This window comes from Companilactobacillus nodensis DSM 19682 = JCM 14932 = NBRC 107160 (assembly GCF_000615905.1).
Classification (GTDB): Bacteria; Bacillota; Bacilli; order Lactobacillales; family Lactobacillaceae; genus Companilactobacillus; species Companilactobacillus nodensis.
The window spans coordinates 73,103-95,671 of sequence record NZ_BAMN01000007.1; the positions used below are offsets into that span (position 1 = coordinate 73,103).

The 22,569-nt window shown below is 37.5% G+C and carries 20 protein-coding genes and 2 pseudogenes; all 22 read right to left on the reverse strand.

The features are described from left to right. Positions 1 to 14 precede the first annotated feature (14 nt). Positions 15 to 2,417 carry an SF1B family DNA helicase RecD2 gene (gene recD2, locus JCM14932_RS06710; protein WP_025024212.1) on the reverse strand — a complete coding sequence of 801 codons (2,403 nt, stop codon included), beginning with the start codon at positions 2,415 to 2,417 and terminating at the stop codon, positions 15 to 17. Further along, positions 2,404 to 3,048: a tetratricopeptide repeat protein gene (locus JCM14932_RS06715; RefSeq protein ID WP_025024213.1), complete on the reverse strand. Its 645-nt coding sequence runs from the start codon at positions 3,046 to 3,048 to the stop codon at positions 2,404 to 2,406. The genes recD2 and JCM14932_RS06715 overlap by 14 nt, the downstream gene beginning before the upstream one ends. Before the next feature lie 8 nt (positions 3,049 to 3,056). After that, positions 3,057 to 3,707: a histidine phosphatase family protein gene (locus tag JCM14932_RS06720; protein ID WP_025024214.1), complete on the reverse strand. Its 651-nt coding sequence runs from the start codon at positions 3,705 to 3,707 to the stop codon at positions 3,057 to 3,059. Between the two features lie 635 nt (positions 3,708 to 4,342). Next, entirely contained in the window at positions 4,343 to 5,461 is a 1,119-nt protein-coding gene (gene mnmA, locus JCM14932_RS06725; protein WP_025024215.1) for a tRNA 2-thiouridine(34) synthase MnmA, read from the reverse strand. An 18-nt stretch (positions 5,462 to 5,479) separates the two neighbouring features. Continuing rightward, a complete protein-coding gene (locus JCM14932_RS06730) occupies positions 5,480 to 5,815 on the reverse strand; it encodes a hypothetical protein (RefSeq protein WP_025024216.1) in 336 nt (111 codons plus the stop codon). Positions 5,816 to 5,868: 53 nt separating this feature from the next. Then, positions 5,869 to 7,017, reverse strand: a complete 1,149-nt coding sequence (locus tag JCM14932_RS06735; RefSeq protein WP_025024217.1) for a cysteine desulfurase family protein — start codon at positions 7,015 to 7,017, stop codon at positions 5,869 to 5,871. Positions 7,018 to 7,032: 15 nt separating this feature from the next. Then, complete coding sequence (locus JCM14932_RS06740) at positions 7,033 to 7,725, reverse strand: 5'-methylthioadenosine/adenosylhomocysteine nucleosidase (protein WP_025024218.1); 693 nt, start codon at positions 7,723 to 7,725, stop codon at positions 7,033 to 7,035. Positions 7,726 to 7,749: 24 nt separating this feature from the next. Then, positions 7,750 to 8,064 carry a hypothetical protein gene (locus JCM14932_RS14805; protein ID WP_025024219.1) on the reverse strand — a complete coding sequence of 105 codons (315 nt, stop codon included), beginning with the start codon at positions 8,062 to 8,064 and terminating at the stop codon, positions 7,750 to 7,752. Beyond that, positions 8,051 to 8,617, reverse strand: a complete 567-nt coding sequence (locus tag JCM14932_RS06750; protein ID WP_025024220.1) for an NUDIX hydrolase — start codon at positions 8,615 to 8,617, stop codon at positions 8,051 to 8,053. The genes JCM14932_RS14805 and JCM14932_RS06750 overlap by 14 nt, the downstream gene beginning before the upstream one ends. After that, positions 8,610 to 10,031 carry an MFS transporter gene (locus JCM14932_RS06755; RefSeq protein ID WP_025024221.1) on the reverse strand — a complete coding sequence of 474 codons (1,422 nt, stop codon included), beginning with the start codon at positions 10,029 to 10,031 and terminating at the stop codon, positions 8,610 to 8,612. The genes JCM14932_RS06750 and JCM14932_RS06755 overlap by 8 nt, the downstream gene beginning before the upstream one ends. 42 nt (positions 10,032 to 10,073) lie before the next feature. Then, positions 10,074 to 10,301, reverse strand: a complete 228-nt coding sequence (locus JCM14932_RS06760) for a cold-shock protein (RefSeq protein WP_025024222.1) — start codon at positions 10,299 to 10,301, stop codon at positions 10,074 to 10,076. Between the two features lie 3 nt (positions 10,302 to 10,304). Next, a pseudogene (ileS, locus tag JCM14932_RS14810) lies at positions 10,305 to 13,084 on the reverse strand (isoleucine--tRNA ligase). 181 nt (positions 13,085 to 13,265) lie between these two features. Continuing rightward, entirely contained in the window at positions 13,266 to 14,126 is an 861-nt protein-coding gene (locus JCM14932_RS15920) for a DivIVA domain-containing protein (protein WP_025024223.1), read from the reverse strand. A 16-nt stretch (positions 14,127 to 14,142) separates the two neighbouring features. Further along, positions 14,143 to 14,940 carry a YlmH family RNA-binding protein gene (locus JCM14932_RS06775; RefSeq protein ID WP_025024224.1) on the reverse strand — a complete coding sequence of 266 codons (798 nt, stop codon included), beginning with the start codon at positions 14,938 to 14,940 and terminating at the stop codon, positions 14,143 to 14,145. Then, complete coding sequence (locus JCM14932_RS06780) at positions 14,940 to 15,206, reverse strand: YggT family protein (RefSeq protein ID WP_025024225.1); 267 nt, start codon at positions 15,204 to 15,206, stop codon at positions 14,940 to 14,942. Before JCM14932_RS06780 ends, JCM14932_RS06775 begins: the two co-directional genes overlap by 1 nt. 18 nt (positions 15,207 to 15,224) lie before the next feature. Beyond that, positions 15,225 to 15,644, reverse strand: a complete 420-nt coding sequence (locus tag JCM14932_RS06785) for a cell division protein SepF (RefSeq protein WP_025024226.1) — start codon at positions 15,642 to 15,644, stop codon at positions 15,225 to 15,227. Positions 15,645 to 15,680: 36 nt separating this feature from the next. After that, on the reverse strand, positions 15,681 to 16,913 hold the full coding sequence (gene ftsZ / locus JCM14932_RS06790) for a cell division protein FtsZ (protein ID WP_025024227.1): 1,233 nt from the start codon (positions 16,911 to 16,913) through the stop codon (positions 15,681 to 15,683). A gap of 47 nt (positions 16,914 to 16,960) precedes the next feature. Then, a pseudogene (ftsA, locus tag JCM14932_RS14820) lies at positions 16,961 to 18,303 on the reverse strand (cell division protein FtsA). A gap of 77 nt (positions 18,304 to 18,380) precedes the next feature. Next, positions 18,381 to 19,082 carry a cell division protein FtsQ/DivIB gene (locus JCM14932_RS06800; protein WP_025024228.1) on the reverse strand — a complete coding sequence of 234 codons (702 nt, stop codon included), beginning with the start codon at positions 19,080 to 19,082 and terminating at the stop codon, positions 18,381 to 18,383. Between the two features lie 15 nt (positions 19,083 to 19,097). Next, positions 19,098 to 20,207, reverse strand: coding sequence for an undecaprenyldiphospho-muramoylpentapeptide beta-N-acetylglucosaminyltransferase (gene murG, locus JCM14932_RS06805; RefSeq protein WP_025024229.1), 1,110 nt, complete (start codon positions 20,205 to 20,207; stop codon positions 19,098 to 19,100). Further along, on the reverse strand, positions 20,207 to 21,577 hold the full coding sequence (gene murD, locus JCM14932_RS06810) for a UDP-N-acetylmuramoyl-L-alanine--D-glutamate ligase (RefSeq protein WP_025024230.1): 1,371 nt from the start codon (positions 21,575 to 21,577) through the stop codon (positions 20,207 to 20,209). The genes murG and murD overlap by 1 nt, the downstream gene beginning before the upstream one ends. Before the next feature lie 10 nt (positions 21,578 to 21,587). After that, complete coding sequence (gene mraY / locus JCM14932_RS06815) at positions 21,588 to 22,553, reverse strand: phospho-N-acetylmuramoyl-pentapeptide-transferase (protein WP_025024231.1); 966 nt, start codon at positions 22,551 to 22,553, stop codon at positions 21,588 to 21,590. Positions 22,554 to 22,569: the final 16 nt, after the last annotated feature.

Here is a 22,569-nt window from a genome sequence, read left to right on the forward strand (position 1 = left end):
GAGTTATTCGTCTACTAAGCTTCTTTCTTTTGCATAAAATCAAACGGTGTAACATTTTCCATTCCGATCATTGGGTCGATCGAACTATCCATGACCATATCCAAAGTTAAAATATAGTCTTTGGGTTTTTCATCCACTACCTCGGTACTATCAGCCGCTTCAGTCTTTGTCTCTTCAGGTTTAACTTTAAAGGTTTCGAAGATACGTTCCTTCAAAGTGGTATTTCGTTCCGACGATTGATCAGTAATAGAACGCTCAAAGGCCGACCTATCACCTACCATGATCAAAAGCTTTCGTGAACGAGTGATTGCCGTGTACAACAAATTCCGTCGTAACATTCTTGATTCTTCATTCACTAGTGGCAAAATAACCATTTCAAATTCAGAACCCTGTGCCTTGTGAATTGATGTGCAATAGGCTAAAGCAATATTGGTCCAATCTTTTCGATCCAACGTAACTTCATTACCATCAAAATCAATGACCAATTTGTCAACATGATCAGTATTTTCCTTGGCTAACAAAATACCAACTATCTTACCAATCTCACCATTAAAGACATTATCCTCAGGTGTATTGACTAAATAAACTACCTTATCCTTGATTCGATAATGAACATTTCCCATAGCAACTTCCTTACGCTTGGGAGTCATCGGATTAACAACATCTTGAATCGTCTGATTCAAATTATCTATTCCAGCAATCCCACGGTACATCGGTGCTAAAACTTGCACATCCGCAATATCAAAACCACGTTCACTGGATTTACTGATAATTTGTGAGAGAACCTCCGGAACATTACGACTATTACTGCGAATATAACTGCGATCAGATTTATTCTGAAAAACATCATCATTGACTATGCCTTCATTTACATCGTGTGCCAATTGAATGATAGTGGAATCTTCATCTTGTCGATGGATATCCTTCAGAATCGTCGTTGGAAATACTTGACTGCTGATCATGTCAGAAAAAATCTGTCCAGGTCCAACTGATGGCAACTGATCCTTATCACCAACTAAGACAACTTGTGTTCCCGGTTGAACTGCCGTGATCAAAGTTCTGAATAACTTCGTATCGACCATCGACATCTCATCAATAATCAATAATTTACAATCCAAAGTTGATTCGGCAAACTCATCATCTTCCGTTCCAGTCAGCCCCAACAAACGGTGAATCGTCATTGCAGGAAGTCCTGTGGATTCGCCCATGTGCTTAGCAGCACGACCAGTTGGTGCCGCCAACGCAATCGCATAATCTTCAGAAGATGGATCTAAAGTAGCATCATTCAACTTGGCATACGCTGCCACAATTCCATTAATAATGGTTGTCTTACCAGTACCGGGACCACCAGTTAGTAGGAATAACGAATGTGTCAGTGATTGCTTAATAGCCTCTTCTTGCGATGGATCATACTTGACCTTGAACATTTTCTCAACATGTTTTAATTCTTTTTTGAATTCCTTATCCCTCCAAGAAACACCCTTGAAGGTGTCAGTAATCATTTTTAACGATTGAGAGATTGACCATTCAGCATCAAAATAATTCTTATCATAAACACGATCATCTTCGACCAAAAGGACTCCATCATTGACTAGATCACGTAAACAGTTAGCAATTTTTTCGCCTAACTCAGCTCCATTTTGATTACCGGACTGTAGAACTCCTATTGCACGTTTTAAGAGCTCTTCTTTGAAGATATAAGTATCTCCTGTATTCTGTATCAAAACCGTCACAAACTGTACGAGAGCACCCTTAATACGACGTGGATCATCTTCAGGTATCCCCAGACGCTTGGCCAACTCGTCGGCACGCTTAAATCCAATCCCCTTAACTTCAGTAACTAACTTATAGGGATCTTCGTTGAGGACTTCAAGAGTCTTCACACCATACTTCTGATAAATACGTGCTCCCAAAACATTACCGAATCCAAAACTATTGAGTTGATATAGCACTTGTTCCGTTTGATGATTTTTAGAGATTTGTTCAACAATTAAATTAGTCTTCTCTTCACCAAGTTTTAAAAAATCCAATGCATTAGGATCTTGCAATATTTTATCAATTGCATCTGTACCTAACTCATCAACAATCTTCTCAGCTTTTTTTTTGCCGATTCCTGGAAACTCTTCTCCAGAAAAGAAATTGACGAGTTCCTTGCGACCATTAGGACGACTATGTTGATAAGTATCAGCTTGGAATTGCTTACCGTATTTGGGGTGGTCGATCATTCGTCCTTCAAACTTGTACTCTTCTTCTTCAGAAATATCACCGAAACTACCGGTTACAACAATGTCAGTCCCATCCCAATCGGTATTAGTCTTTTTTATCTTGATCGTAAAAATCTTAAAAAGATTCTCTGGATTTTCAAAAAAAATAGCTTTGACAGTGCCAATGAAATATTCCTTTTCACTTTCTGCCATTGCTATCTCCAGTCTTAGTCAAATATTTTTGTAGATTTGACAATTTCTTTTCATTCTTCAAATAATATTTTTCATCCAACTTCTTAGATTTATTCAAGTATTCTTGATAGTCCTGGTTCAAATTCATCGCACACAAGGCTATGTTGAAGTAATACTTAGCACTTGGTTTGATTGCATTAGCCTTTTCATAATAATTCTTCGATTCTGCAAAGTTACCATTCGCTAGCAGCAAATCTGCCATTAATTCCACTCCAGCAACATCATCGGGATTCTTTTCAGTTGCAGTCAGTGCATAGACGATTGCCATTTGCTTCTTACCTTGCTCATCCAATGTCTTGGCCTGCATGAAGTAAGCTTCGAAACCATAATTATCTTGAATTAATTTTTGGAAGATATCACTAGCCTTATCATATTTAGCGGCCATAAAGTAAACATTTCCTAAATTGTAACGTAAGTCCTTTTCACCCGGAAAGTTAGTTAACGAGCGAAGCAATAATTCTTCAGCCTGTTCCAGATCCCCGACCTCAACCAAATAAGCTGACAACTTGAGTACCTTACTCAATTGCTTACTATTGGTATTCAAGTCATCAACTAATTTCTTAATTTCTTTTTCAATTTTCTTCTTATCCATTTAATACCTCAAATCGTATCTGTACTTGATAACTTCTTGTCCAGATAACCCGTTTCATTCCACTTGATAAGTTTATATTCACCATTTGAATATTGTAAATGCGTCAAACTAGTATTAGAGAGACCGCCATTCTTCCGAATATCTGCGACCTTTGCACCAAGTAACGATTGGATGCAAGTTACCAAGGCAGCACCATGGCTAACGATCAACGCCGAACTATCACTTGCACTCTCATCCACGATGTTTTGTACCGCTTCATTGGTCCGTTTGGCAACTTGTTCGAACGACTCCCCTTGAATACGTTCATAGTCGTATGTGCTTGGTTCAAATCTAAATGAGTGAATTACTTCTGGCATTTCTTTTTCTAGTTTAACAAATTTTTGACCTTCCATAATGCCAAGGTCAAACTCACGTAATCCGTCAACAACTGTCAATGGAATATTGCGATTCATGTCTTTTAGCAGAGTTTCTGCTGTAGTTTTCGCTCTTGGCAAGGGGCTAGTGTAAGCATGATCGATTCTCACATGCTGAAGTCTTCCTGCCAATTTGTTAATATCATGCAAGCTTTCTGGCAGTAATGGCGAGTCACCATGTCCACCTTGATATTTACCCTCTAAATTCCATTCCGTTTTTCCGTGTCTGACAAAATACAAATCCATATTATTCACCTTACAAAGTTAATTAGTTACTATTATGAAGATTTTCAGGTTTATTTTCAAGTTATGGGTGTGTTTGTTGCTATGTTTTATTGCCGCCTACGAACCCAAGAAAGTTTTCATGCTGTGTGACCGATCCAGGCCAAGGTCTTGGATCTCGATTATGAGAAAATTCCTTGTGTCCTCCGGCTAATTACTTTGTAAAATCAAAACTAGTAAGAATTATTAATTCTCACAATCATTAGATATTATAGTTTCTGAAAAATAGAAATGATGTACTCAAATTTTAATATCAGAACAATACCCATATATACGAGTAATAAAAAAGTCCCTCAAGCTATACAAGATATGCATAACCCAAGGGACACTATTTATATCAATTAAAGTAACACTAGCATACGTGTTTGATTGATGGAACCAGTTGTGAAAGTGGCGTTAGAAGGCGATTTACCTTCTTATACCACTGACGATTATGAGATTTGTGGAAGCAAAGCTCACAATCGAGGTCCGAGACCTCGGCTCGGACCGGTCACACAACAGGTGGAATCAATTGAACTCGTATGCGGCCAAAACGAGTTACAAACTCAATAGTCTAGGTAATGCTCAAATGTTCCCGTCCTTTGACGCGCTCTAAAACTCTAGATATATTGCAACTTCTTAGCAGCCATATAAGCAGCATCAATAGTTGCTCCACCAAGACACTCCTCGCCATCAAAGAAGACAACTTCTTGTCCAGGTGTAATTGCACGTACAGGATTATCAAAGTCAACACTGACCTTGCCATCGCCTAATACATGAACTGTAACACCAGTATCTTGTTGACGATATCTGAACTTAGCTGTGCAGTGGAACTCATCACCATAGTCTAAACCAGTGATAAATGACAAATCAGATGCTTCCAAATGATCTGCATACAATCTAGGATTGTCATACCCTTGGTCAACGTAAAGAATGTTCTTAGACATATCCTTACCAACAACGAACCAAGGCGCATTTGACTTACCGTCTCCACCAATTCCAAGACCTGATCTTTGGCCGATTGTGTAATACATCAAACCAGCATGCTTACCTTTAACTTCACCCTCGGGTGTCATCATTGTACCAGCTTGTGCAGGTAAGAACTCACCAAGGAATTTTCTGAAGTTTCTCTCACCGATGAAACATACACCAGTTGAGTCCTTCTTCTTAGCAGTTGCTAAACCGGCCTCTTCAGCAATACGACGTACCTCAGACTTTTGCATTCCACCGATTGGGAACAAAGCCTTTTGTAGTTGATGTTGTTGTACAGTACTCAAGAAATAAGTTTGGTCCTTGTTAGCATCCCCACCACGAAGCAAGTGAACAACACCATTATCATCACGGAAGCTTTGTGCATAGTGACCCATAGCGATGTAATCAGCGTTTAACTTCTCAGCATAATCTAAGAAAGCCTTGAACTTAACCTCTTTGTTACACATAACATCGGGATTAGGAGTTCTACCCTTACGATACTCATCCAAGAAATACTCGAATACACGATTCCAGTACTCCTTTTCAAAGTTAACGGAATAGTAAGGAATACCAATCTTGTTGGCAACCTTAGCTACATCCTCATAGTCCTCTGTTGCTGTACAAACACCAGCGTCATCAGAGTCATCCCAGTTCTTCATGAACACACCGATGACCTCATAACCTTGTTGTTTAAGTAAAAGAGCACTAACTGAGGAGTCCACTCCTCCACTCATTCCAACAACAACGCGCTTCTTCTTATTATCCATAAAAAACCTCTCCACTCTTTAGCTCTTCACTAAAACTTTCTTTTCAATCATAAAATCTAATAAATATCTAAGGTCACTGACTTCTTTATCAGTATCCTTCAATTTGAAGATATTAAGATTGTGCATGCCACTCTTATCAGTAGTAGCTAATTTAAGATTATCCAAATCTTTATTGATGGTAATTTTCAAGACATAACGGGCATCATATGGTGAACTACCGTTGATGGGACGTTCAAGGCGGAAATTACCTTGTTTAGTTTCTTGAAAACCGACATCTCGTAATGCGTATTTTTTGATTTCGGGACTAAGTTCATAAAACTCCGTATCACCCAAAATTTGTGCCTTTTTACTCATAGTAAAAACCTCCTAAGTGAAATTCTTCATAAATATAGTCTGAATAAAGACAACTAATTAGTCAAGTCTTTAATAATATCGACTAATTTATTAGAGAATTTAACAATTTCATCTTCAGTATTGTCTTTTCCAAAACTAATACGGATAGAATCATTGATCTTTGGACTGTCCTCACCAAACATAGCTACTAAGACGTGTGAAGGTTCAAGGCTTCCTGCTGTACAAGCAGATCCACCGGAAACAGCAAATTGTTCTAGATCTAGTCTAGTTAACAATACGCCGCGATCAATCCCTGGCAGATAGAGATTGAAGACATGATTCAAAGCGTGCTCATCGGTTGGTCCATTTACTTCAAATGGAACATCATTTGCTTTTAAAATTTCTTGGATTTTTTGTTTGAATCCAAAATAACGATCACGACGTTCATCCTTTACTTCAGGAGTAATAAGTTTGACCGCCTGAGCAAAACCGGCAATGGCAGGAACATTTTCAGTACCAGCACGTCGCTTAGTTTCTTGATCGCCACCCTTAACAAATGAAGGGATATGAATATCATCATTAATATATAAGAAACCAATAAACTTAGGACCGTTGATCTTATGAGCTGATGTTGACATCATATCGATATGTTCAGCATGAACATCAATATCCTCTTGACCATATGCTTGTACAGCATCAGTGTGGAAGAAAGCTTGATGATCCTTTAACAAATTACCGATTTCAGCAATTGGGTTTTTTGCTCCAGTCTCGTTATTACCATACATAACTGTAACCAGAATCGTATCATCAGTTAAAGCAGTTTTTACTTGATCAACTGTTATTTCACCACGACGATTGGGTTTGAGATAAGTAATATCAAATCCTAATGTCTCAAGATAAGCCATTGATTTCAATATCGCCTCATGTTCAACAGCCGTAGTAATAATATGTTTACCTAATTTTTGACGTGACAAAGCTGTTTCAATAACAGCAGTATTATCACTTTCAGTTCCACCGCTTGTAAAAACGATTTCTGAATCTTTGGCATTAATACTTTGGGCAATAGTATGACGACTTTCATCCAATACTTTGCGTGCTTGACGACCAAAATAATTGGTTGCGGATGCATTTCCAAAGTTATTTGCCATTTGCTCAGAAATAACATCAACAACTTCCGTAGCCATTGGTGTTGTGGCAGCATTATCTAAATAAGTAAACTCCAATTTAAAAATCCCCTTCTATACTTCTTGATCCAAGAAATTTAATAACATTTGTACCGACTTACGACCAGCTTCAACAACGAAGTCGTCGAAATTAACACTAGCATCTTCGTCTCCCACATCACTCATCGAACGAATTACAACGAATGGTGTTTTGAATTGTGCACAAACCTGAGCCACAGCTGCACCTTCCATTTCAGATGCCAAAACATCTGGGAACGACTTTTTAATTGTAGCAATTTTTTCATTTGAGTCAATAAATTGGTCTCCGGTAACAATTAAACCGGTGTGAGAATTCAATCCTGTTCTCTTGGCAGCAGCTTGAATTTTCTCAACATAGTCCTCGTCAGCATAAAAATACAATGATTGTTGTGGCAATTGTCCAATTGCATAACCAAAACCAGTTGCATCAACATCGTGATATGCCAAGCGACGTGAAATCACTACATCACCGATCTTCAAGCCTTCACCAACACCACCAGCTGAACCGGTATTAACTACGAAGTCAGGTTGGTAACGGTCATTGATCAAAGTTGTTGTCATCCCTGCTTGAACTTTACCAATACCACTTTGTGCTAAATAAACTGAATGTGTCTTGTAAGTACCGATAGTGAATTCAACACCAGCAACTGTTTCATTTTTTACATCACTTAACGATTCTCTAAGTAATTTGATTTCTTCTTCCATTGGAACGATTACGCCAATTTTCATTTAAAAATTCTCCTTATATACTGTTTAGACAAAAAACAACACTAAAAATACTATCACAATTAAGCCGAATACTGTAATGATGGCAATATTTAAATGTTTTTTCAAACGATTTGTCTTATTCTCAAAAGATGTCATTTTTTCTTGTTCAATTTGATCAGGATGTTCTCTGCGATACTCTTCTTCAACACGCTTACGTTCCTTGTCTCTTAATTCACGTTGTTTTTTTTCTACCTCATCAGCCGAAACAACTGAACCACTGGAACCGGTCTTTTTACCGCCAGAAAAAGTATCAACTAAAACATCTTTGAACTTATTCCAAAGTTCATTAAGCTTTTGCATTCATTAACTCCCAGTATGTTACTGAGTAGATAGATTTTGCATCACAAATGACGCCGGCTTTGATTTGTTCTTTTGCTTCATCCAATGTTAATTTTTCAACATTCAAAAATTCATCAGGATCCAGTGGACGTTTATTTTCAACTTCCTTCAGGTTATCAGCTCTGAACATCGTAATCTTCTCATCTGAATAACCGGGGCTTGAATAAAATGAAGTTACTTCATCCAATTGATCCGTTGTCATCCCAAGTTCTTCATTCATTTCTCTGAGAGCAACTTCTTTAAGATCAGAACCTTCATCTTGGTCGATCTTCCCAGCTGGAACTTCTAATGTTTCTTGTTCCATTGGTTCACGCCATTGACGAACGAAGACCATTTTACCATCATCTGTGAAAGGAATGATTCCAACTGCACCGTGGTGTCTAACTAATTCTCTAATTGCGGGTACACCGTTTGGCAAGATAACTTGTTCAACATCAACGTCAAAAATTTTACCGCCAAACATGCGTTTTGAAGCGACTACTTCTTCATAATATCTTGAATCTTCTTTATCCATTCTTCAAACCTCGTGATTTTAATAATCTAATTACAGACATAATTATAGCAATTAAACAAATTATTAATGCAAATGACATTGTAACACGCATACCATCTATAAAGATATCCGGTCTGCCATCAACATATGTCGTAACTGACTTGCCGTAGAATCCACTCATCGATAAGAACAATATCGTCGTTGAAAATGAGACTCCAATAATCATTCCTAAATTACGTGATAAAGCATTTAATCCTCCAGCAATACCCAAATCTTTTGGATCAACCGAACTCATGATCATCGTATTATTTGGGGCTTGAAACAATCCGTTTCCCAACCCGTTCAAACCAATGAACAACAAGATGAACCAAAGGCTAGTACTTACATTAAAGAATAAATATCCAATTTGAGCAATAGCAAGAACACTTAATCCAGCTATTGTTAACAGGATTGGATTAATTTTAGCCGACATTTTACCAGACAGCGGTGCAACAATAACTTGGACGATTGGGAACATCATCAAGACATAACCGGCAATCGAAGCACGCATTCCCAACGCGTTTTCCAAATAAAATGGTGAAACGACATTGAAGAAAAAGTTAGTGACAAATATCAAGAATCCGACGACTAAACCCAAAGTAAAATCATGATTCTTAAATATTCTCAACTCAATCATTGGTTGCTCAGTAATTTTTTGTAGATGAATAAATAACACAAAAAATGCGATGGCAGCAATGAATGTCAAAATAATATAAATATTTGTGAACCCAACTGACTGACCAATGAATATTGCCGCAAAGAATAGTATCAATGTGACAAAATAAACTGCGAATCCTCGACGATCGATCTTAGCCGGATTCTTCGGCTCTTTCTTAGGTAAGTTCAGATAACCTAGTAACAACGCAATTGCACCAATTGGCAAATTGATCCAGAAAATATAACTCCAGTGGAATTGAGACAAGATCAAACCACCGATACCAGGTCCAGCAATTGCACCAATCGATACAAATGAACCAATATAACCCAAAGCATATCCGCGTTCACGTAATGGGAAAGTTTGCGTAATAATACCGTTGTTAGTGGCCATTGCCATAGAAGCACCAAGGGCCTGAACAGCACGACCAGCCAAAAGAATTGGTAGATCTACACCAAAACCACAAATCAATGAACCGATAATAAATAAAATCGAACCTGTTTTAAAAACTTTTATTTTCCCGATTGAATCAGCTAGTTTACCAAATAATAATAGAAAAATACAAATGGTAACTAAATAAATTGAAACGATCCATTCAGCCATATTCATCGGGATATTCAAATCCTTACTGATAACTGGCAAAGCAATATTAACGATTGACCCATCTAATGTGGCCATCAAAGTAAAGATACCGACTGAAATCAGTACCATCCATCTCTTTGGATTTACTTCTTCATTCATGACAACTCTCCCAAATAAATTATTTCAATAAAAAAGAAAGCACTATTCAGCGCTTTCTTCATCTTGTTCAGCTTCTAATATAGTAATATTGACTGCTTGTGGACCTTTGAATCCAGGAGCAACTTCAAACTCTACATCTAGATCAGGCTTAATAAAGTAGTCCTCACGATTTAGAATTGAATCCGCAAAGAAGAAAATATCTTCTCCGTCATTATTAATAAATCCAAATCCACGTTCTGTATTAAAACGTACTATTTTTCCTTGAAACATATATTAGCCCTCAAAACCTTCTTCAATTGTTTGAGGATATTCCTCAGTAACAATCTTAGCACATCTAGCACAGAATGTTGGGAAGTTTGAGTCATCACCGACATCTGTCTTGATCATACGACATCTTTGACATACTTCGCCATCAGCTTTTTCAACTAATAGACTGGCATCTTCGTACTTGTCAGCGTTAGCTGGAGCGGCATCTGTACTGATTTCAAATTGTGAAACAATTAATAGTTGACCGAAGTTACTATTGATCTTATCAAATGTCTTCTTAAGATCTTCGCTTGGATAAACAGTAACCTTAGCTTCTAGTGACTTACCAATTAATTTATCTGCACGTGCCACTTCAAGTGACTTGAGAACATCATCACGGAAGTCCATGAATGCTGACCAGTCTTTTTCGATTTCATCAGCATCAGCTAAATCTTCGACCTCTGGCATTTCAGCTAATTGAACGAATTCTTCTGGTTCCTTCAAGTATTCCCAAACTTGTTCCATAGTATGTGGCAAGATTGGTGTCATCAATTTAGCAATCTTAACAACTGCATCATAGATAACTGTTTGCATTGAACGACGAGAATGTGAATCCTCAGGATCAATATAAACAACATCCTTGGCAAAGTCGAGATAGAATGTTGAAAGTTCATTAGTAATGAAACGAACAACATTCTTAGTAACATCTGCGAAGTCGTATGCATCATATTCATCATGCAAGTCTTTGACAAGATCATTCAACTTAACAGCGATGTACTTGTCTTCTGGACGAAGATCTTCATAAGCAACACCGTCAGCCTTAGGATCGAAGTCTGTAGTATTGGCAAGCATGAATCTGAGAGTATTACGAATCTTACGGTATGTTTCTGAAACTTGCTTGAATGAATCAACTGATACGGCAACATCAGAACTTGAGTCAACTGAAGCAACCCATAGACGGATGATCTCGGCACCAAATTGTCTTTCGATATCAGATGGAGCAATAACATTACCAAGTGATTTACTCATCTTAACGCCGTTCTTATCAAGTGTGAAACCTTGAGAAAGAATTGCCTTATATGGAGCAACCCCAAAGGCAGCAACAGATGTGATCAACAATGAGTTGAACCATCCACGATATTGATCAGAACCTTCAAGAACTAAGTCAGCTGGGAATTGTAAGTTATCACGTAACTTAGCAACACCAGCGTGGGCTGTCCCTGAATCAAACCAAACATCCATGATATCTGTTTCTTTAGTGAACTTACCATTTGGACTAGCAGGATTAGTGTAGCCTTCTGGTAGTAAGTCCTTAGCATCACGTTCGAACCAAACATTTGAACCATACTTGCCGAATAAGTCAGCAACGTGATCAATGATTTCCTTGGTCATGATAGGTTCGCCATTTTCAGCGTAGAAAATTGGTAGTGGAACACCCCAAGCACGTTGTCTTGAGATAACCCAGTCGCCACGATCACGGATCATATTGTAAAGACGAGTTTTACCCCAATCAGGAATGAAACTTACCTTTTCAAGTTCTGACAATAATTGTGGTCTAAATTTATCGATTGAAGCGAACCATTGTGGTGTCGCACGGAAAATAACGGGTTTCTTTGTACGCCAATCATGTGGATAACTGTGAGTGAAGAAGTCTAGCTTCAATAATGAGCCATTTTCTGTCATTCTCTTAGTGATCATCTTGTTGGCGTCATCGTAGTAGACACCTTCGTATTCTGGAACCTCATCAGTAAAGCAACCGTGTTCATCGATTGGTGAGAATATTGGCAACTTGTACTTCATACCAACAACGAAGTCATCAGCACCAAATCCAGGAGCTGTATGAACTAATCCAGTACCATCATCCAATGTAACGTGTTACCAAGGATCAATAGTGATTCACGATCGTAGAATGGGTGTGTTGCTGTTAGTCCTTCAAGTTCAGCACCCTTGAAAGTTTTGAGAATCTCAACATTTTCCCAACCAAGTTTTTCTTGTAAGAAGCTGATACGTTCTTCAGCAACGACGTACTTCTTACCATCAGCATTGATCAATGAGTAGTTGAATTTTGGATTGACACAGATAGCTTCGTTAGAAGGCATTGTCCATGGAGTAGTTGTCCAGATGATGAATGAAGTATCATTATCTAGCAAGTCCTTACCATCACGTACTTTGAAAGCAACGAAGATTGATGGTGACTTAACATCTTTATATTCAATTTCAGCTTCAGCAAGTGTTGATTCTGATGATGGTGACCAATAAACTGGCTTCTTACCACGATAGATGTAACCCTTATTTACCATTTCACCGAAAACTTTAACTTCTTCTTTTTCGAATTCTGGTTGATAAGTAATATATGGGTGATCCCAGTCAGCTGAAACACCTAGACGTTTGAATCCAGCCATTTGCTTCTTGATTTCACCTTCCGCAAAGTCACGACACATCTTACGATATTCAGACATGCTGATTTCCTTACGTTTAACACCTTTTTTGGCTAATTGTTGTTCGATTGGTAGACCATGAGTATCCCAACCAGGAACATATGGTGAACGGAAACCATTCATTGAATGATAACGAATAATAATATCCTTTGATACCTTATTCAGAGCATGTCCCATGTGAATATCACCATTGGCGAATGGAGGGCCATCTAGTAACTCGAAGGTTGGTTTACCTTCGTTTAATTTTTGGCGCTTTTCATAAATTTTGTTTTCTTCCCAGGCTTGTTGCCATTCTGCTTCTTTGTTAGGAAGATTTCCGCGCATTGGGAATTTTGTCTTTCCTAAGTTAAGTGTGTCTTTGACTTTCATTCTTTCACCCCTCTTGAAATTAAAAAGAACCCATCCAATTCTAGGACGAGTTCTTCGTTATACCACCTATTGGTAATTGATTATACAGTTGTTTAAGAGTTGATATACTAAATAAATTATTTTACTAACCTCACACCATACGTTAGCTCGCTGAAAGATGTTTTATAAAGCACTTGTTCTCTTAATTATTAGCTTCCCCATTATCGTCAGTTTCTGCACTATCAGCTTCATCATCAGTAAAATTAAACGTTGGAGCATTTTGCTCATGACTAACTGTATACGGATCTGCAGGCTTCTCATCGGGAATATTGTTATTATAGTTCATTTGTTCCTCGTTGGGAATGGTATCAGACGAATTTTCATAATCTGTTTGATCGTTTTCATAATTATCGCCTTGTTGAGCGCCATTATTTTGATCAAAGTTATCTGGTTCAGGATTATTAGTCTGATTCATATTTGCACTTTGATCGACATTCTGAGTTTGATTATTGGTCTGATCAAAGTCTGTCTGCATTCCCACACGTTGTTTCAAATCATCAGTCGAAGTTTCATCAGATAATTTTTCCCATTCAGGACTCTGGATCATATTCAATTGTTGACGAAGAATTTCTTGCAAACCACGTCTGTAATCCGCTGATTTTTTCTTCAAATCATTAGTTTCAATCGTAACTTGTCGTGCTTTGCTGGAAGCATCCTCTAAGATCTGATTAGACTTAGCAGTTGATTGATCCAACAAATCACGAGCCTTCTTCTGAGACTCTTCAACAATTACTTGTGCTTCTTGTTCAGCATTAGTCTTTACCTTATCAGCTGCATCTTGAGCGACAATAATTGATTGATTCAAAGCATCACGCATATCGGTGAAATACTTCAACTGTTCTTTAGTATCTTCTAACTCTTTTTGTATTTGCTCGTTCTTTTGCAGGGCAAGATCATAGTCCTGAGCAACCTGTTTTAGAAATTTATCAACTTGATCGCGATTGTAACCACGGAATTTGTGTTCAAATTCCTTATCATGTATTTCTATTGGTGACAATACCATAATCTCCACCCCTAATTTATTTATTAATGATATTAACGAACAATATGTATTTATTGCCCTTTGACTTACCCATAACATCATTAACTCTTACACGACCATATCCACGCACACTCAGCGTATCATTGATCGTTATAAAAGAACTTGCATTTTTGTTGACGACCCAATTCATTTGAACCTTTCCGTGTTCAACTAAGGTCTTTGCAGTCTGTCTCGATAAGTCATAGGCAGTTGCTACAACGGTATCTATGCGCAATGAATGCACATTTATTACTTCGTCGTGTGAATCGTCCTTTGGTAATAAGAGTTCCTTAAAATTCTTTTCTGACAAGTGAACTTTGTATGGTCCTATTTTTTGTACTTGCTCGGAAATGAAATCTCCCATTTGATCAAAAACAAAAAATTGCCAATTTTCACCGTCAGTTATTATATCCCCAAAGTGATCTCTCTCAACTCCTGATCCAGTCAAAGCACCCAAAATCTGTCCGTGATGTAAACTAGCAAACTTTTCTGGATACCTAATCTCAAATACAGAAATCTTAAAATCAGACTTTTTAGGTACAAAATAGTCAGGAGCAATAATACCCCTGACTCTCTCTGCCCCTTCAAATCCGCCAAAATAATGAACATACAGATCATCATATTTATTGACGAGATTATTTAGAATCAGCTGTTCTCTTAAATTAAGAAAATCGGTTAATTGCGGGATATACATAGTTTGTGTTCTAAGTAGCAGATCGCTCATTTTATCAATGAAGGGCTTTTCTTCTGGACGAAAATATCCACTTTTTAAGCTTACATTTTCTTTATCTGTCATTAGATTATCCAAAAAATCACTTTCTGTACTAATTCTAGAATAATTAGAGCAATCAGTGGGGAAAAATCAATCATCCCAAATCTTGTTGGAATAATCTTCGAGATTGCTCTGAAAAAAGGTTCGACCAATCTGGCAATGAATTGACCAAAAACAGAATTATAAAGTGCTGGTATAAATGTCAAAATACAATATACAAACACGATCAATTCGTATAGTTGGAATGCACCACCAATAATTAATGGCAAACCATAAGAAATACGATCCATAAGGTTCCCCTATCTATTTTATTCGTTTAGCTCAGGAATGCTTCCATCGATTTCAAACTTAGGAGGTGTGCATAAGAAAATCTTATCTCCAACACGTTTGATCTCGCCATTGAGAGCATAAATTGAACCGGTCAAAAAGTCGACGATTCGCTTTGATTGCTCATCATTTACATTATTGAAATTAACAATTACAGCCTTATTATTCAAAAGTTGTTTTGCAATAACTTTTGCATCTGAATAAACTCTTGGTTGGTAAATAGCAATCTTGCTACTTGCAGTTCTTGGTTCACTTGCAGTTCTTGGTTCACTTGCAGCATTCATAGAAACTACCTTCTCGTTACCAGAATAATCGGCAGCTGGTTGTTCAGAACTTGTTTGTTCTTCGTAATCATCTTCATCATTAATTCCAAAGAAATTACCTAACTTTTCAAAAGCCATAATAAGTTCTCCTTCTAACTACTTTAACTTGTTAAATTATTTATTATTTCTACGTTTGAAGATTGGAGGTGTTGAATCATCATTATCATCGTTCAAATCAATAGTTTCTGGCTTCTTGAAGATTTCGAAATCTCCTTTTTCACCTGAAACATTATTACCATTTGACTTAGTATCTTGGTTAATATCCCAATCTGCTAATGGATCACTTGATTGTTGTTGCTTTGGAGCTTGTTTAGGAGCTTCATTTTGATTGTTATCAAGTGTTGCCATACGATTATTTAATTGTGGACGCTTTGCAGGTCTCTTCTTGTCTTCAGTTTCAACACCGGTTGCAATAACTGTAACTTTGACTTGATCGCCAAGTGTCTCATCGATTGAAGTACCAAAAATGATATTAACATCAGATGTGGCTTGTTCAGAAACAATTTGGGCAGCATCTTGTGCTTCAAACAATGATAGATCTGGTCCACCAGTAATATTTAGCAAGACTTGTTTTGCACCATCGATTGAAACTTCCAATAGTGGTGAAGAAATGGCCTTGTTTGTGGCATCAGTAATTCTGTTTTCGCCGTTAGCTGTACCAATACCCATAAGAGCTGAACCTTGATCAGACATAACTGTCTTAACATCAGCGAAGTCCAAGTTAACGAAACCTGGAGAAGTAATTAAGTCAGAGATACTTTGAACACCTTGACGAAGAACATCATCGGCAATACTGAAAGCTTCGCCCATTGGTGTTTTCTTATCAACGATTTCCAATAGCTTACTGTTTGAAATAATAACTAATGTATCAACGTCTTTTTTCAATTCAGTAATACCATCTGCAGCAAAACGTGAACGCTTTGAACCTTCAAAGGCAAATGGACGAGTAACGACACCAACAGTCAGTGCGCCACTTTCTTTGGCAATACCGGCAACGATAGGTGCAGCACCAGTACCTGTACCACCACCCATTCCGGCAGTAATGAAAATCATATCAGCACCATCAAGCGCTTCTTTGATGGATTCTTCGCTTTCTTGAGCAGCCTTTTGACCGATCTCAGGGTTAGAACCAGCTCCCAAACCTCTTGTTAGCTTAGGTCCTAATTGAATCTTAGTCTCAGCCTTTGAACTTTCAAGTGCCTGTACATCAGTGTTTGCAGCAATAAATTGTACACCATTGATGCCAGAATCAACCATTCGGTTAACGGCATTGCCACCAGCGCCACCAACACCGATAACTTTAATAACTGCTCCCGTATTGTTATTTGAATCCAATGAATATTCCATTAAGGAGTTCCTCCTACTACTTTTACTTTTATATTAATAATTAATGTTTAATCGAAAAACTTACTCCAGAAATCCTTAACCTTGGACATTTTTTTGCCTTTTTCAGGTTTTGGTTCTTGAGCCTTTTTCTTTGGCTCAGGATCTTGTCGAACTGTCTTAGGTTCTGGTTCATTCACAGTTTGTTCCTGTACTGAAGCTTGAGGAGCTGATCTTCTCAAGCTAATTGCAGCACCGTTTACTACGTTATCAGCGATGATGCCAATATCATTCAACCTAGAAGCATAAGTTACTAATCCTAGACCCAAGGAATATGACGGATAACGCATCCCCATTTGTGAAGGAACATAGCTCTTTACCTTAACATCAAAAATTTGCTTAGCAAGTTTTTCAACGTTAGGAGTGGCAGCAACACCACCGGTCAATACGATTCCGCCAGGCAATGACAATGCTCCAGCATCCTCTAATGGATCCTTTAATCTAGTAAATATTTGTTCCAATCTGGCTTCAATGATCTCAGCTAGATATTCTTCTGAAATTGATTCAGGATCACTTTTACCAACTACTTCAACACTAACATTTTCTTCAGTAGAAGCATCACTTGAGTCAGCATTGCCGTAATAAAGCTTTAACTGACTCGCATTTTCAATGGTAGTATTCAAAACAACTGATATATCGTGTGTAACATAATCTCCACCTTCGAAATCAACTGTTGAAAGCTTCAAATTATGATCATGGACTACAGATGCGGTTGTTTGACCAGCACCCATATCGATAATTACAGCACCAAAATCACTCTCGCCATCATCTAAAACGACTTGGCTAAGAGCCATTGGTGAAATAACTTTGTGAGTTATATTTAGTCCTGCTTGTTGGATAGCTTTTTTAGTATTATGAACGATAGTCTTAGGAGCAGTATAGATAAGACCCTTCATCTCAAGACGTACACCGATCATACCTCTTGGATCACGGATATTATTAAAACCATCTACTGAGAACTGCTTCGGGATCAATGAAACTACTTCACGTTCGCTAGGTAAGTTTTGAACCATGCAGCAGCCATAACTTGTCTTACATCATTTTCATTTATTTCTTTAGATTCAGCACCAACAGCAATCATACCTTGGCATTTTTCAATCTGTAACATGTTAGCGGATATCGCTACGACAACGTCACATATCGTTATATTAGCCTGAGTCTCAGCTTTCTTAACAGCCTTTTTAATCGCACCTGCGGCTTTGTCTATGTCGACTATAACGCCACGGTTGACTCCTTCGGATCTTTCGCTGCCAACGCCGACGACACTAACTTTGTCACCGGACGATTCAGCAACCACTACTTTGATTGAATTGGTACCTATATCTAGACCTACAAAAAATTCAGAATTGTCCATTAATCGTGGCAGCCTCCCTTACCTAGAAAAAAATCTATTCATTAGAAAATTTTAACACAAATATGAGTATATTAAACCTATTTCTTGTCTTTAAATGGATAAGAATATGCACCTACTTCAAGATTGATAACGCCTTTCTTTTTCATCTGTGAAGCGATACCCGGATAATATTGCATTTTTGCTTGAACGGTCCTAATATCCGCCACAACTTTATTGCCATCGTTCATATCGATTTTTACTCGATATGGATTCAATTTAGTTGGAGCATTGTAAAACTCTGAGACATTAGTCTTAACATTATTATTTAAGTTCTTATATATATCTGATATTTTTTTTAAATCTTTTTTGCTATTAAATCCACTATATATCGGATAATTACCGATAGGAGCTTTCATCTTTTGATCAATAATGCGCCCATCGTTGATTATCCGATAATAATAACCGCCCTTATAGATCAAGCCCAATGTTTGATATTCAGTAACATTGATCGTTAAATCACGTAGATTATGAGTTCCAAATGAAACTGACTTGATAGATGGCAACTTTTTCTTCGTGCGTTCCGCAATTGATTTCTTTTCGAAGAAGACACTCATCAACATTTTGTTATCGTTGATTTGAGTTGCATCGATCACCTGTTGCGCACCTAAGTCATTAACACCTTCAACTGAAATATTACGGACCTTACTCAAGGGTGATCCCAGATAAGCAATGAAAATAATCACAATGGCTATGAAAAAAATAACTATATTCTTGATGTTGCTTCTCTTTCTCTTAGCCATTGCAAAACCTCTACATTATTTATTTACTAAAGTGGTCATAACCTTGATCAAACGATCAGAAGCATCAGGCACACCATTTTCTTTGGATGCTTTAGACATTTTGTCTTGTACATCTTGATCATTCATAATTTGGTTTACTTGATCAAACAACTTATCTGTTGTCAATTCAGATTCCGGAATAACTTTGGCGGCACCATTTTTAGCGACCGACATTGCATTCTTTGTTTGATGATCATGCGTAACGTATGGACTAGGAATGAAAATTGATGGGATACCCAAGGCCGTGATCTCGGCGATACTAGTTGCACCACTTCGACCGACGATTAAATTAATATCTGGCAAAACTTCAGGCATATTATCAATATATGGTAATACAGAGATATTCTCGCTGTTTAAGAACTTTTCGTCAATTTTTTTAACTACATCATCGTAATGTACTCTTCCAGTTACAAACAATACTTGATAGTTTTCCTTGATGAAATCATCCATTGCACTAATTGCTGCATTGTTGATCGGAGTTGCACCACGTGAACCACCAAAAATCATCACTGTTGAAACGCCGGGTTTTAAACCGAATTCTTTTAAACGATCATTTGGTTTGATGCCGACTGCTTCTTGTGCACGAGGGTTTCCTGTGAAGACGATCTTACGTTTCTCAGAAAACTGATCTTGTGCCTCTTTAAACGCAATCGCAATTCTATCAACAAAGTGACCTAAGAACTTGTTAGTCACACCAGCAATAGAATTCTGTTCGTGGATGATAGTTGGAATATGTAAACGATGAGCAGCGTAGACAACCGCACTAGAAACATATCCACCAGTACCAATAACAATATCTGGTTTGAATTCCTTAACGATTTTTTTAGATCTGCCAACACTAGAAAGAAACATTTGCATTACTTTGACATTTTCAAACGTCAGCTTACGCTTGAATCCTTGGATTTCAATTGTCTCAAATCTAATGCCTGTCTGCTTAACAATCTTGCTCTCTAAGCCCTTTTCAGTTCCAACGTATAAAACATCATCAATCATGTCACGTTCTTTTAGACGCTTAATTAATGCCATTGCGGGATAAATATGACCACCGGTACCACCACCGGATACTATTACACGTAGTTTATCCATTAATTTTCCCCTTTTAATGCTTCGACCTCATCAATATATTGGTCTCCACGTTGTTCGAAAGTATCAAATTGATCCCAACTTGCAGCAGCTGGCGACAATAGGATAACTTCACCCTCGTTACTTTGACGATAAGCCTCAGGTACAGCTTCTTTCAAGTTATTTACCTTAGTAATACTGCTGATATCTGCTTTTTGAGCAGCGTCGACCATCTTATCAGCTGTTTGGCCATAAAGCACAATATTTCTAACCTTGCCCTTCAAGTATGGAACCAACTCGTCGAAGCCATTTCCACGATCCAAACCACCGGCGATCAAGACGATAGGTTGTTTGAAGGCACTCAAGGCAACAATCGTTGCTTCAGTGTTTGTCGCCTTTGAATCATTATAAAATTTTCTGCCGTTAAACTTATCGACATATTGGATACGGTGTTTGACACCTTTAAATGATGCTAAAACATCAATGATATCTTCATTCGTTACATCAAATAATTTAGCAACATTAATTGCGGCCAAAGCGTTTTGGACATTATGTTCACCTGGTACTTGAATCGAATCAGTATTCATTACAAATTCTTTATTGAAATAAATTTCATCATTTTTAACGTAGGCGCCATCTGTCAATTCTTGTTCGTCTGAAAATGGTTTGATAACAGCACTAGATTGCTTAGCAAGATTACGCCATTCCTCAGTATTCCAATTGACAATGAAGTAATCATCTTTTGTTTGATTCTTAGTAATGTGCATTTTTGCTTTGATGTAGTTTTCACGATTACCATGAAAATCAAGGTGAGTAGAATAAATATTATTAAGAACCGCCACATGTGGATGTAGATCAATTGTTCCCTCAAGTTGAAAACTTGAGAGTTCAGTGACAACTACATCATCAGACGTAGCCTTTTGAATGACATCAGAAATGGGAATACCGATATTACCGGCATAATATGATTTTTTGAACTTAGGAGAATGTGCCAACATCAATTGAATCAATGTTGTAACGGTCGTCTTACCGTTAGTACCTGTAACAGCAACCATTGTAGCGTCTGAATAACTGTAAGCTATTTCTGGTTCTGTGATAACTGGAACTCCGATTTCTTGTGCGTGTTTGATTAATTCATTGGAATATGGGATTCCTGGATTCTTAACGACATAGTCAAAAGAATCATCAACCAACTTGGCATCATTACTGCCTGTGATAACTTTAAAACCATCATCGAGTAACTTTTGTGCTTCATCATTACCTTCAAGTGGATTAGAGTCCACAACAGTTACATCTGAGTTCATTTTTTTCAGTAATTTTGCGACTGCAAAACCACTCTTTGCAAGACCTAACACTAATATTTTTTTATTTGAATATTCACTTTCTGTTTTCATGACTGACTTCCTACATAAATAAGATTAAATAAATTCCTGAACAAATAATTCCGACGATCCAAAAAACAATATCAACTTTCCATTCATTCCAACCAAGCATTTCAAAATGATGATGAATTGGTGTCATTTTGAAGATACGACGATGAAATACTTTGAATGAGAAGACTTGTAACATAACACTGGCTGTTTCAATAACATACACTAAACCGATCAACAGCAGTGACCAATATCTGCCTAACAAGATCGATATTGCAGCTAATCCAGCACCTAAAGCAAGTGAACCAACATCCCCCATGAAAATTCGAGCGGGCTTGTGATTAAATACTAAGAATGCTAACAAAGCACCAACAACTGCAAAACAGATGATTGCTAAATCGACACGGTTCTGATAAAGAGAAATATAACCATATGTTGCATATGAAATAGTTCCTAATCCACCCAGCAGACCATCAAGACCATCAGTTAAGTTAGTTGCGTTGGAGAAACCTACTAGCCAAAAGATCGTAAACAAGATGAAAATGGCAGCTGAATCAATTGAAAACAAACCGGGAATAGAAAAGTTCATTGGCAACTGATCATTGTTGTAAACATATAAGAAAATCGCCGCAACAATAATTTGTAAAATCAATTTTTGTAATGCTTTAAGTCCAAGATTTCTCTTCTTAAAGACCTTAATAAAATCATCAATAAAACCAATACATCCATAGATAACAATAACAAATGTTGTAATTAACAATGAATGAGTCAATTGACCTTGCCATGCACCGACCCAGAGACTGGTTGCGGCAGTTGCCAATATAATAAGCAGTCCACCCATTGTAGGTGTACCAGATTTTTTTTCGTGCCACTTAGGTCCCTCTTCACGAATTGATTGACCTTCCTTATGTGCTATCAGGTAACCGATCAAGAATGGCATCAAGATGGCAACAATTGCTGCAGCACTAGCGATATCTATAACAATATTACTAAGTTCCATAAAAATCCCCTTAACT